The sequence below is a fragment of the Phycicoccus duodecadis genome, from assembly GCF_002846495.1.
Taxonomy (GTDB): Bacteria; Actinomycetota; Actinomycetes; order Actinomycetales; family Dermatophilaceae; genus Phycicoccus; species Phycicoccus duodecadis.
The window spans coordinates 333,658-347,214 of record NZ_PJNE01000001.1; the positions used below are offsets into that span (position 1 = coordinate 333,658).

The 13,557-nt window shown below is 74.7% G+C and carries 13 protein-coding genes; 10 read left to right on the forward strand and 3 right to left on the reverse strand.

Annotation, left to right across the window (positions count from 1 at the left end; translation table 11 throughout):
* Positions 1 to 116: 116 nt before the first annotated feature.
* The gene (locus tag ATL31_RS01585) at positions 117 to 1,157 is read left to right on the forward strand and encodes a DUF4349 domain-containing protein (protein WP_101394226.1); all 1,041 of its coding nucleotides are present in this window, start codon (positions 117 to 119) and stop codon (positions 1,155 to 1,157) included.
* A gap of 28 nt (positions 1,158 to 1,185) precedes the next feature.
* Here ATL31_RS01585 and hemE read toward each other — a convergent pair whose 3' ends face one another.
* The gene (gene hemE / locus ATL31_RS01590; RefSeq protein ID WP_211283944.1) at positions 1,186 to 2,250 is read right to left on the reverse strand and encodes a uroporphyrinogen decarboxylase; all 1,065 of its coding nucleotides are present in this window, start codon (positions 2,248 to 2,250) and stop codon (positions 1,186 to 1,188) included.
* A 52-nt stretch (positions 2,251 to 2,302) separates the two neighbouring features.
* The gene (locus ATL31_RS01595) at positions 2,303 to 3,127 is read right to left on the reverse strand and encodes a DMT family transporter (RefSeq protein WP_101394227.1); all 825 of its coding nucleotides are present in this window, start codon (positions 3,125 to 3,127) and stop codon (positions 2,303 to 2,305) included.
* 78 nt (positions 3,128 to 3,205) lie between these two features.
* On the opposite strand from ATL31_RS01595, the gene ATL31_RS01600 reads away from it, so the two are divergent.
* The 9 genes from ATL31_RS01600 to map all read left to right on the forward strand — a co-directional run bounded on the left by ATL31_RS01600 (position 3,206) and on the right by map (position 12,441).
* Entirely contained in the window at positions 3,206 to 3,790 is a 585-nt protein-coding gene (locus ATL31_RS01600) for a DUF3000 domain-containing protein (RefSeq protein ID WP_101394228.1), read from the forward strand.
* Positions 3,787 to 5,028: an HRDC domain-containing protein gene (locus ATL31_RS01605; protein ID WP_101394229.1), complete on the forward strand. Its 1,242-nt coding sequence runs from the start codon at positions 3,787 to 3,789 to the stop codon at positions 5,026 to 5,028. The genes ATL31_RS01600 and ATL31_RS01605 overlap by 4 nt, the downstream gene beginning before the upstream one ends.
* A 160-nt stretch (positions 5,029 to 5,188) precedes the next feature.
* The gene (locus ATL31_RS01610) at positions 5,189 to 6,409 is read left to right on the forward strand and encodes a thiolase family protein (protein WP_101394230.1); all 1,221 of its coding nucleotides are present in this window, start codon (positions 5,189 to 5,191) and stop codon (positions 6,407 to 6,409) included.
* Positions 6,406 to 8,526, forward strand: coding sequence for a 3-hydroxyacyl-CoA dehydrogenase NAD-binding domain-containing protein (locus tag ATL31_RS01615; RefSeq protein WP_101394231.1), 2,121 nt, complete (start codon positions 6,406 to 6,408; stop codon positions 8,524 to 8,526). Before ATL31_RS01610 ends, ATL31_RS01615 begins: the two co-directional genes overlap by 4 nt.
* Positions 8,527 to 8,636: 110 nt before the next feature.
* The gene (locus ATL31_RS01620; RefSeq protein WP_101394232.1) at positions 8,637 to 10,178 is read left to right on the forward strand and encodes a helix-turn-helix domain-containing protein; all 1,542 of its coding nucleotides are present in this window, start codon (positions 8,637 to 8,639) and stop codon (positions 10,176 to 10,178) included.
* Between the two features lie 26 nt (positions 10,179 to 10,204).
* Positions 10,205 to 10,897 carry an SGNH/GDSL hydrolase family protein gene (locus tag ATL31_RS01625; protein WP_101394233.1) on the forward strand — a complete coding sequence of 231 codons (693 nt, stop codon included), beginning with the start codon at positions 10,205 to 10,207 and terminating at the stop codon, positions 10,895 to 10,897.
* A 68-nt stretch (positions 10,898 to 10,965) separates the two neighbouring features.
* Entirely contained in the window at positions 10,966 to 11,325 is a 360-nt protein-coding gene (locus tag ATL31_RS01630; RefSeq protein WP_211283945.1) for an antibiotic biosynthesis monooxygenase family protein, read from the forward strand.
* Between the two features lie 44 nt (positions 11,326 to 11,369).
* A complete protein-coding gene (locus ATL31_RS01635) occupies positions 11,370 to 11,624 on the forward strand; it encodes a hypothetical protein (RefSeq protein WP_101394235.1) in 255 nt (84 codons plus the stop codon).
* A gap of 34 nt (positions 11,625 to 11,658) precedes the next feature.
* Positions 11,659 to 12,441 (forward strand): type I methionyl aminopeptidase, encoded by a 783-nt coding sequence (gene map / locus ATL31_RS01640; protein ID WP_101394236.1) that lies wholly within the window; start codon positions 11,659 to 11,661, stop codon positions 12,439 to 12,441.
* On the opposite strand, the gene ATL31_RS01645 is transcribed toward map, so the two are convergent.
* Positions 12,413 to 13,414 carry an NAD-dependent epimerase/dehydratase family protein gene (locus ATL31_RS01645; RefSeq protein ID WP_245861824.1) on the reverse strand — a complete coding sequence of 334 codons (1,002 nt, stop codon included), beginning with the start codon at positions 13,412 to 13,414 and terminating at the stop codon, positions 12,413 to 12,415. The genes map and ATL31_RS01645 overlap by 29 nt on opposite strands.
* Between the last annotated feature and the right edge of the window lie 143 nt (positions 13,415 to 13,557).

Consider the following 13,557-nt stretch of genomic DNA (forward strand, 5'->3'; position numbering starts at 1 on the left):
TGCCGCACCGTGACCGCCACGGCGCCGACCCGTGACCCGATCGAGACCGCCGACCGGGAACCTTTCGCGTACGGGCGGCCTCACATCGGCGTCCAGCCACCGACGAAGGAGTCACCGTGCGACCGCTCACCCGCCACCCGTCCCGCCCCTCCCGGCTCCTGGGCGTCGCGCTCGCCGGTTCGCTGGCCCTCGTGACCGCCACCGGCTGCGGTGCCGGCGGTGACTCCGGGGCCAGCTCGGGCGCGAGCGAGGTGGCGCCGCCGGCACAGTCCCGCGCCGACCTGGCCGAGGCCGGGACCGCGCCCGCGCCGGATGCCGCCAAGGCCGCCGGCACCGCGAACGGCACCACCACCGCCGGCACGACCGTCGTCCCCGCCGTCGCCGACCGCAAGCTGGCCCGGCGCGCCGAGATCGCCCTGCGCGTCACCGACGTCTCCGCCGCGGCCGCCCGACTGCGCGCCGTGGCCGTGGCGGCCGGCGGGCTCGTGGTCGCCGAGCAGGTCTCGAGCGACCCGCAGGGTCCCACCGAGCCACCGGTGCCCGTCGACCCGGCCCCCACCGACCTCCCGAAGGGCAGCGCCACCGCTGCGCCGGCCGGGGGCAACGGCACCGTCACGATCTCCGTCCCGGCAGAGCGGCTCGACGCGACCCTCGACGAGGTGGCCCGCGTGGGCACCGTGCTCTCGCGCCGCACCAGCACCGACGACGTCACCGCCCGCTACGTCGACACCACCAGCCGCGTCGCGTCGATGAAGGCCAGCGTCGAGCGGGTCCGGGCGCTGATGAGCCGCGCCGACAAGCTGGCGGACGTCGTGACCCTCGAGGCCGAGCTCTCGCGCCGCCAGGCCGACCTCGAGGCGATGGAGCAGCAGCTGGCGGCGCTCGACGACCAGGTCGCCCTCGCCCCGATCTCGGTGTCGCTCAGCACCGCCACCACGCCGGTGACGACCGAGGACACCACCGGCTTCCTCGCGGGACTGGCCGCCGGCTGGTCGGCCTTCACGACCTCGGTGCGCGTGCTGCTGACCCTGCTCGGCGCCCTGCTCCCGTTCGCGGTGGCCGCCGCCCTGGTCCTGGTGCCCGTCGGCTACTGGTGGCGCCGCCGGCGGCCGGCCGTCGTCCCCGTGGCCGTTCCCCCCACGACCCCCGCGGGATGACGGCGCGCCGCGCGGGCGCGCGTGTCGGTCACCGCTGGGAGACCTCGTGGACGAGCTCGACGACCCGCGTGACGACGTCGGGGTCGGTGTCGGGCAGGACGCCGTGGCCGAGGTTGAAGACGTGCCCGGGCGCCGCCCGGCCCTCCTCGACGATCTCGCGGACGCGGCGCTCCAGCGCCGGCCACGGCGCGAACAGCAGCGCCGGGTCGAGGTTGCCCTGCAGCGGCCAGCGGCCGCCGGTGCGCTCGAGGGCGTCGGTCAGCGAGACCCGGTAGTCGACGCCGACGACGTCGGCGCCGGCCTCGCCCATCAGGGTCAGCAGCTCGCCGGTGCCGACCCCGAAGTGGATGCGGGGCACGGCGAGGTCGGCGACCGCGCCGAGGGCGGTCGCCGAGTGCTCCTGCACGAACCGCACGTAGTCGCGGCGGCTGAGGACCCCGGCCCAGGAGTCGAACAGCTGCACCACCGACGCGCCGGCCTCCGCCTGCACCCGCAGGAACGCCCCCGAGATCTGCGCGAGACGTCGGCACAGCTCGTGCCACAGCTCGGGGTCGCCGTGCAGGAGGGCCTTGGTGTGCTCGTGGTTCTTCGACGGACCGCCCTCGACGAGGTAGGACGCGAGCGTGAAGGGCGCGCCGGCGAAGCCGATGAGCGGGGTCGGGCCCAGTTCGGCCACCAGCATCCGCACCGACTCGGTGATGTCAGGGACGTCGGAGGGGTCGAGGGCGCGGAGGCGCTCGACGTCGGCCCGGGTGCGCACGGGGTGGGCCACGACGGGGCCGACGCCCGGCACGATGTCGAGGTCGACGCCGACCGCGGCCAGCGGGACCACGATGTCGGAGAAGAAGATCGCGGCGTCGACGCCATGACGGCGTACCGGCTGGAGGGTGATCTCGGTGACGAGGTCGGGGCGGCGGCAGGACTCGAGCATCCCCACGCCCTCGCGGACCTTCCGGTACTCGGGCAGCGAGCGCCCGGCCTGGCGCATGAACCACACCGGCGTGTGCGGCACGGGAAGTCCGCGGGTGGCGCGCACCAGCGGGGAGTCGGCGGCCGGCGTAATAGGGGCGGCCGGGGTCGGCGAGGTCGTCACGCGCCCATCCTTCCATCCGGCCGCGGGCACCCCGTCCCGCACCGGCCCGCCGTCAGACGGCGATGAGGACCGCGCCGCCCACCGCCAGCACCACCCCTAGCTGCTGGATGCGGCGCAGCCGTTCGTCGAGGACGACCCTGGCCAGCACCGCCGTGACCACCGGGTAGAGCGAGGCCAGGACCGAGGCGATGCTCACGGCGCCCCGCGACGACGCGAGCGCGAACAGCGCGTTGGCCCCGAGGTCGCCGCAGCCGATGGCCAGTAGCGCCGGGGTCTCGCGGGCGCGGACCCCGCCGACCGACCGCACGGCCAGCGCCACGACGAGCAGCACCGTGACCGACGTGACGCGCATCCCCCACAGCGTCATCAGCGTCGAGACCCGGGCCCCCCGGTCCAGCAGGTACAGGGTGAGCCCGAACCCGACGGCCGCGACGACGGCCAGCAGCACCGGGCGTGCCGACAGGCCCCCCGCGATCTCGGGGCCCGAGGCGAGCACCACCCCGAGGACGGCCACCGTCATCCCGGCCCAGGCCAGGGCCGACGGGCGCTCCCCCGCGATGACGCCCAGTGCCACCGGAACGACGACCCCCAGCCCCGCGATGGGGGCGACGACGCCCATGGTGCCGCTGGAGAGGGCGGTGTAGAAGCAGACCAGGCCGACCAGGCCCGACGCGCCCGCGGCCACCGCCCAGGGCGCCCAGCCCGTCCAGCCGACCGGGTCGTGGCGCACCAGGACGAGCACGGTGAGGACCGCCAGGGCCAGGCCCTGGGTCCACCCCACGACGGCCACCGGGTGCCGCCGGCGCGAGGCCAGGCCGGCGAAGAAGTCGGAGGTCCCCCACGCCAGGGAGGACCCGAAGGCCAGGATGCTGAGCACGCGCGGAGCGTAGTCCGCTCGGCCCCGTTCGGCGTGGCCTCACCCACGACGCGGGCGGTGCGGCTTACATTTCCCCTCGTGGCACGCACGACGCTCACGGGACGCGAGTCCCCCGAGTTCACCCAGGCCCTCGACGAGCTGCACCGCGCCCGGCTGCGGCCCGAGGTCCGCCTGACCGAGGTCCCGGCCCCCCAGCGGATCGCCCCCCACGCCGTCGCGCTCACCGCCGACGTCATGGACCCGCGCGACCCCGACGACGAGCTGGCCAGTGGCCGCTTCGTGCTGCTGCACGACCCGTCGGCCCCCGAGCCGTGGGGCGGCCAGTGGCGCGCCGTCACCTTCGCGCGGGCCGAGCTCGAGCCCGAGTTCGCCACTGAGCCCCTGCTGGGCGAGGTCGGCTGGAGCTGGCTCACCGACGCCCTGGTCAACCGCGGCGTCGAGTTCGCCGCCGGGGCCGGCACGGTCACGCGCGTGGTGTCCGAGAGCTTCGGTGGCCTGGCCGACCGGCCCGCGAGCATCGAGATGGAGCTGCGCGCCTCGTGGACCCCCCTTGGGCCCGAGGTCGGCGACCACCTGCTGGCGTGGTCCGACCTCCTCTGCACGATCGCCGGGCTGCCGCCCCTGCCCGAGGGCGTCGTCGCGCTCCCCGGCCCGCGCCGATGAGCACGACGTCCGAGACCGCCCCCGGGGACCAGCAGGAGCCGGAGGCGCCGGAGCCGGTGCTGCTCCAGGAGCCGGCCGAGGGCGTCCCCGACGTCGTCGAGTCCGAGCGCGAGCTCGACGAGGTGGCCCGCGCGGTGGCTGCCGGCCAGGGCCCCGTCGCGATCGACGCCGAGCGGGCCTCGGGCTACCGCTACGGGCAGCGCGCCTACCTGGTGCAGCTGCGCCGCGAGGGCTCCGGCACCTTCCTCATCGACCCCATCGGCGTCCCCGACCTGACCCCGGTGGCCGAGGCCATCGGCGGCGCCGAGTGGATCCTGCACGCCGCCACCCAGGACCTCGTCTGCCTGGCCGAGGTCGGGCTGCGCCCGCGCCAGCTGTTCGACACCGAGCTCGCCGCCCGCATCCTGGGCCTGCCCCGCGTCGGCCTGGCCGCCGTGGTCGAGCACTACCTGGGGCTGCGGCTGGCCAAGGAGCACTCGGCCGTCGACTGGTCCACCCGGCCGCTGCCCGACCCGTGGCTGCGCTACGCGGCCCTCGACGTCGAGGTCCTCGGCGAGCTGCGCAACCTGATGGGCGTCGACCTCGCCACCCAGGGCAAGGACGAGTGGGCCCGCCAGGAGTTCGCGGCCCTGCTGACCTGGTCACCGGCCGAGCGGGTCGACCCGTGGCGGCGCACCTCCGGCATCAACACCCTGCGTTCGCGCCAGGCCGTGGGCATCGTGCGCGAGCTCTGGTACGCCCGCGACGCCATCGCCCGTGAGCGGGACACCAGCGTGGGCCGGGTCCTGCCCGACGCGGCGCTGGTCGACATCGCCAAGGCGACCCCGCGCACCCCGGCCGACCTGCCCTCCGGGCACCGCGCCATCGCGCGCTACGGCCGCCAGTGGGTCGAGGCGGTGCAGCGCGCCATGGCCCTGCCCGAGACCGAGCTGCCCCCGCGCAGCCTGCCGTCCGACGGTCCGCCGCCGCCGCGCTCGTGGGCCGACAAGGACCCGGTGGCCGCCGAGCGCTTGGCCGCCACCCGGGCCGCGCTCACCGGCTTCTCGCAGGAGCGCAGCATCCCGGTCGAGAACGTCTGCTCGCCCGACCCGCTGCGACGCGTCGTCTGGAGCCCGCCGGCCCAGCGCGACGTCGAGGGCTTCACCGCGGCGCTCGCCGCGCTGGGGGTGAGGCGCTGGCAGGCGGACATCGTCGCGCCGTTGCTCGTGGCCGCGTTCGACGCCCACCCCGACGCCTGAGCCTCGCGGGACGTCGCGAGGGGCCGGGTCGTGCCCTCGGCGAGCCCTGGTGACGGCTCTCACGCCGGGCGTACTCGACCACTAAGCGACCGCTTAGTAGTCTCGCGGGGTGAGCCCGGTGCACCCGGGCCGACCCCGCACCCGACCAGGAAGGCCACCCGTGCCCCGTGAGCTCCAGGAGGTCGTCTTCGTCGACGGCGTCCGCACCCCCTTCGGCAAGGCCGGCGAGAAGGGCATGTACGCCCAGACCCGCGCCGACGACCTCGTCATCAAGTGCATCCGCGAGCTGCTGCGGCGCCACCCCGAGCTCCCCAAGGAGCGCGTCGAGGAGGTCGCGATCGCCGCGACGACCCAGATCGGCGACCAGGGCCTGACCCTGGGGCGCCTGGCCGCGCTGCTGGCGGGCCTGCCGACGTCGACCCCCGGCTACTCGGTCGACCGGATGTGCGCGGGCGCGATGACGGCCGTCACCACCGTCGCCTCCGCCATCGGCGTCGGCGCGATCGACGTGGCCGTGGCCGGCGGTGTCGAGCACATGGGCCGCCACCCGATGGGCGAGGGCATCGACCCCAACCCGCGCATCGTGGCCGAGCGCGTCGTCGACGAGTCGGCCCTGGTGATGGGCAAGACCGCCGAGAACCTGCACGACCGCTTCCCGCAGCTGACCAAGGAGCGCTCCGACGCCTTCGCCGTGGGCAGCCAGCGCAAGCTGGCCGCGGCGTACGCAGCGGGCAAGGTCCAGCCCGACCTCGTCCCGGTCGCGACGCGCCACGCCGAGAAGGGGTGGGGGCTCGCCACCGCCGACGAGCCGCCCCGTCCGGGCACCACGCTCGAGGAGCTCGGCGCCCTCAAGACCCCGTTCCGCCCGCACGGCAACGTCACCGCCGGGAACGCCGCGGGCCTCAACGACGGTGCCACCGCCTGCCTCCTGGCCTCGGAGTCGGCCGCGGCCGAGCTGGGCCTGCCGGTGCGGATGCGGATGACCTCCTACGCGTTCGTCGGGGTCGAGCCCGAGGTCATGGGCATCGGGCCGGTGCCGGCCACCGAGAAGGCCCTGGCGAAGGCCGGGCTGACCATCGGCGACATCGGGCTGTTCGAGCTCAACGAGGCCTTCGCCGTGCAGGTGCTGGCCTTCCTCGACCACTTCGGCATCGCCGACGACGACGAGCGGGTCAACCCCTGGGGCGGCGCCATCGCCACCGGGCACCCGCTGGCGTCCTCCGGCGTGCGGCTGATGACCCAGCTGGCGCGCCACTTCGAGGACCACCCCGAGGTGCGCTACGGCCTCACCGCGATGTGCATCGGCATCGGGATGGGCGGCGCCGTGATCTGGGAGAACCCCCACCACGCGGACTACGGCACGGAAGGCGCACGCGCATGAGCACCACCACCGAGGCCCCCCGGATGCCGGCCGAGGTCGTCACCCACGCCCCGGCCCAGGACGTCACGCTCCCCGGCGGGGCCGGCGTCCTGGCCCTGGTCACGCTCGACAACGGGCACGACCACACCCGCCCCAGCACCTTCGGGCCGGCGTCGGTCGCGGCGCTGCAGGCGACGCTCGACGCCCTGCGGGCCCGGGCCGAGTCAGGTGAGATCCAGGCCGTCGCGGTCACCGGCAAGCCGTTCGTCTTCGCCGTCGGCGCCGACCTCTCCGGCGTCCCGTACGTCACCGACCGCTCGCAGGCCCTCGAGATCGCCCGCGCGGGTCACGCGGCGTTCGCGACGCTGGCCGACCTGCCGGTGCCGACGTTCGCGTTCGTCAACGGCGCCGCCATGGGGGGCGGGGTCGAGCTGGCCCTCTCGGCCGACTTCCGCACCGTGTCGGGGGGCGTGGGAGCCTTCGCCCTCCCCGAGGCCTTCCTCGGGCTGGTGCCGGGCTGGGGCGGCTGCTGGCTGCTCCCCCGGCTCGTCGGGCCCGAGGCAGCCCTGAAGGTCATCATCGAGAACCCGCTGTCGCAGAACCGGATGCTCAAGGCCCGCGAGGTCGTCGAGCTCGGCATCGGCGACGTGCTGCTCGAGCCCGCCGACTTCCTCGAGGACTCGCTGCGCTGGGCCGCCGCCGTGCTGGGCGGCGCGGTCACGCCCGAGCGCCGCCCGGTCAGCGACGACGCCGAGGCCTGGGACGCCGCGTGCGACCGCGCCCGCACGGTCGTCCTGGCCCGGACCGGCGGCCGCTCCCCCGGCCCGCTGCGCGCGGTCGAGCTGGTCCGCGCGGCGCGCACGGCCGGCCGCACCGAGGCCTTCGCCGCGGAGGACGAGGCGCTCGGCGACCTCATCATGGGCGACGAGCTGCGCGCCGGCCTCTACGCCTTCGACCTCGTGCAGAAGCGCGCCAAGCGCCCCGCCGGCGCACCCGACAAGGCACTGGCCCGCCCCGTCACCAAGGTCGGCGTCGTGGGCGCGGGCCTGATGGCGAGCCAGCTGGCGCTGCTCTTCGCGCGCCGGCTCGGGGTGCCGGTCGTGATGACCGACCTCGACGAGGAGCGCGTCGCCAAGGGCGTCGGCTACGTGCACCAGGAGGTCGACACCCTGCTGGCCAAGCGCCGCGTCTCGCCGGACAAGGCCTCGTTCCTCAAGCGCCTGGTCACCGGGTCGACCAGCAAGGAGGGCTTCGCCGACGCCGACCTGGTCATCGAGGCGGTCTTCGAGGAGATGTCGGTGAAGCAGCAGGTGTTCGCCGAGGTCGAGGCCGTGGTCTCCCCCGAGGCCGTCCTGCTCACCAACACCTCGTCGCTGTCCATCACCGAGATGGCGAGCCGGCTGGCGCATCCCGAACGGGTCGTGGGCTTCCACTTCTTCAACCCGGTGGCGGTCATGCCGCTGCTCGAGATCATCCCCGGCGAGCACACCGACGAGGCCTCCCTGGCCACCGCGTTCGCGACCGGCCGCGCGCTCGGCAAGACGTGCATCCGGGTCACCGACTCGGCCTCGTTCGTGGTCAACCGGCTGCTCGGCCGCTTCATGGGCGAGTACTCGCGCATCGTCGACGCCGGCACACCGGTCGAGGTCGCCGACCGCGCGGTGGCGGGGATGGCCCCGATGCCGCCGTTCGTCCTGGTCGGCCTGGTCGGCCCGCCGATCGCGCTGCACAACAGCGAGACCCTGGTGCGGGCGTTCGGCGACCGCTTCTACCTCTCGCCCACGCTGGCCCGCATCGTGGCGGCCGGCAGGCGCGGGTACTACCTGAATGACGAGCGCGGCCGGCCCGTGCCCGACCCGGAGGTGGAGGCGCTGCGCGCGCGGCCCGCCGAGCCGGTGGAGCTGTCGGCCGAGGAGGTCCGGGTCCGCGTGCTCGACGCCATCGCCGACGAGGTCGGCCGGATGCTGGCCGAGGGCGTCGCGGAGGCGCCGATGGACATCGACCTGGCGATGATCACCGGGGCCGGCTTCTCGTTCTGGAACGGCGGCATCATCCCGCTGCTCGACCGCGAGGGCGCCAGCGAGCGCGTCCTGGGGCGGCGCCTGCTGCCCCACGGCGTCGCCAGCGTCGCCCGCTGACCCTCCCCACCCCGAACGTGTGTGAAGAGCGTCGCCATGCCGACGCTCTTCACACACGTTCGGGGTGAGCGCTCGGGTGCAATATCTCACAGGTGATATATGCTGGTCCGGTGACGACGACCAGCGACACCTACCTGACCCGCATCGGCACCCTCATCCGGGATGCCCGGCGCCACCAGGGCCTGACCCAGAACGAGCTCGCCGATCTGCTCGGCACCAGCCAGAGCGCGGTCGCCCGCATCGAGCAGGGGAAACAGAACCTCTCGCTCGAGATGCTGGCGCGCGTCGGCGAGAAGCTCGACAGCGAGTTCGTCTCCCTCGGCCACAGCGGCCCCCAGCACCTGCGGATCGTCGGCGGCCGCAAGCTGTCGGGCTCGATCCCGGTCAAGACCAGCAAGAACGCCGCGGTCGCCCTCCTGTGCGCCAGCCTGCTCAACAAGGGCAAGACCACGCTGCGCAACCTGGCACGCATCGAGGAGGTCAACCGGATCATCGAGGTGCTGACCTCGATCGGGGTCAAGGTCCGCTGGCTGCCCGACAGCAACGACCTCGAGGTCGTGCCGCCGGCCCAGCTCGACCTGGCCGGCATCGACGTCGAGGCCGCGCGGCGCACCCGCACCGTCATCATGTTCCTCGGCCCGCTGCTGGCCGACTACGACCACTTCAAGCTGCCCTACGCCGGTGGCTGCGACCTCGGCACCCGCACCGTCGAGCCGCACCTGTCGGCCCTGCGCCACTTCGGCCTCGACGTCACCGCGACGCACGGCTTCTACGACTCCGTCGTCGACCCCACCCGCCACCCCAAGCGCGCCATCGTGCTCACCGAGCGCGGCGACACCGTCACCGAGAACGTGCTGATGGCCGCGGCCCGCTACGAGGGCACCACCGTCATCCGCAACGCCTCCCCCAACTACATGGTCCAGGACCTGTGCTTCTTCCTGCAGGGCCTCGGCGTGGGCATCGAGGGCATCGGCACCACCACCCTCACCGTCACCGGCGTCGGCCGGGTCGACATGGACATCGAGTATTCCCCGTCGGAGGACCCGATCGAGGCCATGAGCCTGATCGCGGCCGCGGTCGTCACCGAGTCGACGATCACCATCGAGCGGGTGCCGATCGAGTTCCTCGAGATCGAGCTCGCCACCCTCGAGGAGATGGGTCTGCGCTTCGACCTCACCGAGGAGTACCTGGCCCAGAACGGCCGGACCCGCCTGGTCGACCTCACCATCCACCCCGGCCCGCTGACGGCCCCGGTCGACAAGATCGCGCCGATGCCCTTCCCGGGGCTCAACATCGACAACCTGCCGTTCTTCGCGCTCATCGCGGCCTGCGCCGAGGGCACGACGATGATCCACGACTGGGTCTACGAGAACCGCGCCATCTACCTCACCGAGCTGACCAAGATCGGCGGCCAGGTCCAGCTGCTCGACCCGCACCGCGTGATGATCACCGGCCCCACCCCGAAGTGGCGGGCCGCCGAGGTCATGTGCCCGCCGGCGCTGCGCCCGGGCGTGGTCGTGCTGCTCGCGATGCTGGCCGCGCCCGGCACCTCGGTGCTGCGCAACGTCTACGTCATCAACCGCGGCTACGAGGACCTCGCCGAGCGCCTCAACGCCCTGGGCGCGACCATCGAGACCTTCCGCGACATCTGAGCCGCGCCGCACGACGAACCACCCCCATGGCGACCCGACGGCTGCTGCTGCCCGCTGCCCCCCTGGCGGTCCTCGTGGCCCGCGCCCTGCGGGTGCGGCTGTCGGTCGCGCCGTGGGGCCGGTACTGGGGGCGGCGCGCGCTCTCGGGCGCCCCGCTGGTGGTGGCCCTCGGTGACTCGCTGACGGTGGGCACCGGCACGACGCGGGCGTCGCGGTCGTGGCTGGCCCTGTTCGTCACCCACGTCGAGGCGGCGTGGGGCGCGACGGTGGCCGTCGACAACCGCGCGGTGTACGGCGCCCGGGTGGCCGACGTCCTGGCCGCCCAGCTGCCCCTCCCCGCCGACGCCGCCCTCGTCACCCTGTGCGTCGGCTCCAACGACGCGGGGCGTACCGACCCCGAGCGCTTCCGGCTGGACCTGCGCACGCTCGTCGCGCAGCTGCCGGCCGGATCGGTCGTCGGGGACGTACCGGAGTTCCGGTGGGGGCCGCGAGTCCCTGCGGCCGCGCAGCTCTCGCGGGTCGTGCGCGAGGTGGTGGCCGAGCGCCCCGACCTGCTGCTCGCGCCCGTCGAGGAGCACACGACCGGGGTGCGCATCCTCACCGGTCTGGCCGGCGACTTCTTCCACCCCAACGACCGCAGCCACCGCCGCATCGCGGACGCGTTCGTCACCGGATGGTCGCAGCGTGGCGTGCTGGACGGGCCCGACCCCCGCCGGTAGCGTCCGCAGGGCGTCGCCGACCGGGCCACGCCGCTCCGCGACAGCCGAGCACGAGAGGGGCAGCCCAGGTGGGTGAGGTCGAGCGGCCGCTGGTCGGCCAGGTGGTCACGGTCTTCCGCAACCGGCTGCGGGCCGAACACGAGGGCGCCTACCGCGACGAGCTCGCCGTGGTGGCCGAGCTCGCGCGGTCGATGCCGGGCTTCCTCGAGACCAAGACGTTCGTGGCCGACGACGGGGAGCGCGCGACCATCGTCACCTTCGCCGACCCCGAGTCCCACCGGGGATGGCGCGACCACCCGCGCCACCGCGAGGCGCAGCGCCGCGGCATCAGCGACTACTACTCCGAGTACTCCATCGCGGTGGGCGAGACGTCGTACGCCTCGGCGTTCGTGCACGACCCGCAAGGTCCGGGCGAGACCGCCCTCTAGGTCCGGCTCTCGACAGCCGGCCTCTCCCGGAGGCACACTCGGGTATGGCGCGCTCCGGTCCCGTGGGTCGCACCGCCGTCGTCCCCGACGTCCGCGGTGAGGGCCGCGCGCTGCGCGCCACGTGGCACCACGAGGCGGGCGTGGTGGTCCTGTCGATCTGGCGCGACAACGTCTGTGTCGCAACGACCAGGGTCGACCCTGACGAGGTGCCGACCCTCGTCGACGTCCTCGTGGCGGGCCTGGGCGAGGGGTACCGCACCCCATCGACCACCCCGGTCCTCCACGGCGAGACCGGCTGAGGACACGACCGCGGCACCGTGAGATGGTGCCTGCATGATCGAGATCCTCAGCCCGGCCGAGGTCGAGCGCGGCCGGCGGACGGGTGCCCTCGTGGCCGACATCCTCCAGGACCTGCGGGGTCGGGCGGTCGCCGGCACCGACCTGTTCGACATCGACCGCTGGGCGCGGGAGATGATCCTGGATGCCGGCGCGGTGTCCTGCTACGTCGACTACGCGCCGTCGTTCGGGCGCGGGCCCTTCGGTCACTACATCTGCACCTCGGTCAACGACGCCGTGCTGCACGGGCTCCCCCACGCGCGCCGCCTGGTGGACGGTGACCTGCTGAGCCTCGACCTGGCCGTCTCGCTGCACGGCGTCGTCGCCGACTCGGCCATCAGCTTCGTCGTGGGCGGCTCACCGAGCCCGCAGGACGCCGCCCTCATCGCCGCCACCGAGCGGGCCCTCGCCGCGGGCATCGCGGCGGCGGGCCCCGGCGCGTACCTCGGCGACGTGTCGCACGCCATCGGGACGACGCTGACCGCGGCGGGGTACCGGGTCAACACCCAGTTCGGCGGCCACGGGGTCGGCTCGACGATGCACCAGGACCCGCACGTGGCCAACAGCGGCCGGCCCGGGCGCGGCTACCGGCTGCGGCCGGGGCTGCTGCTGGCGCTCGAGCCCTGGGTGATGGCCGACACCGACCGGCTCGTCACCGACGACGACGGCTGGACGCTGCGCAGCGCCACCGGCGGGCGCACCGCCCACAGTGAGCACACGGTCGCCATCACCGAGGACGGCGTCGAGGTCCTCACCCGGCCGAGCCCGCCTCGCCGCTGAGGGCGGCAAGGACCCGGCGCTCCTCGTCGTCGGTGAGCCCCGCGCGGCGCGGCGAGCTGCGGCTCCCCTCCTCCCAGGCGAGGGCGTCACGCAGGGTCTCCTCGAGCGGACGGGTCACGAGCCCCGCCGCCCGGGCCCGCGTGGTGTCGAGGGTGGCGAAGCCCCGCCAGTCGGGATCGTCGACCCACAGCGGCAGGGACGCCGGGCCCATCCAGGCGCCGACCCCGAGCTCGCGCAGCCGCTCGGCGGCGACGGGCAGCGGCTGGGCCGTCGCCGCGGCCACGCGGGCGGCGGTGTCGAGCACCTCGCGCAGCGGCACGCTCGGCCCGGTCACGTTGACCACCCCGTCGAGGCGCCGCTCGGCCGCGCTGACCAGGAAGGCGGCGAGGTCGCGCACGTCGACGAGGGCGCACGGGAAGTCGAGGTCGTCCGGGACGACGACCCGCTCCCCCACCGGATGGGCGAAACGCCAGGGCCAGTAGCCGGTGCGGCCCGAGTCGTCGCCGGGGCCGCCGATGAGGCCCGAGCGTGCCACCGTGGCGGTCGCCGGGGCGGCGAACACGGCGTCCTCGCAGGCGACCTTGGCCTCGCCGTAGGACTCCATGTCGGGCAGGACGTCGCCGCCGAGCGGGGCGCGGCGGGGGGCGTCCTCGGTCTGCTCGAGCGCGCCGAAGGTGGCGTAGACGTTGGCGGTCGAGACGAACACCCAGTGGCCGGTGTCGAGGTCACGCACCGCACGACGTACCTGGCCGGGGTGCCGCGACACGTCGACGACGACGTCCCAGCGCGTGCCGGCCACCGCGGTCAGCCCGTCGTCGAGGTCGCGGTCGGCGGCGACGAAGCTCGCGCGCGCCGGCGCCGGGGCCGAGCCGCGAGCGAGGCAGGTGACCTCGTGCCCCCGGCGCAGGGCCTCCTCGGCCACCGCCGCACCCAGCCACGCCGTCCCGCCGAGCACCAGCATCCGCATCCGCATCCCTCCACCCAACCGGCCGCCGCCCCACCGCGTCCAGTGTGTTCGCCGTCGGCGCAGCCCTCCGCCGGTACCGACGCCGTCGTCGGGCCGAGCCCACCGACCTTGGACAGCACCGTCGCGCCCGCAGGACACTCGGCGTGGGC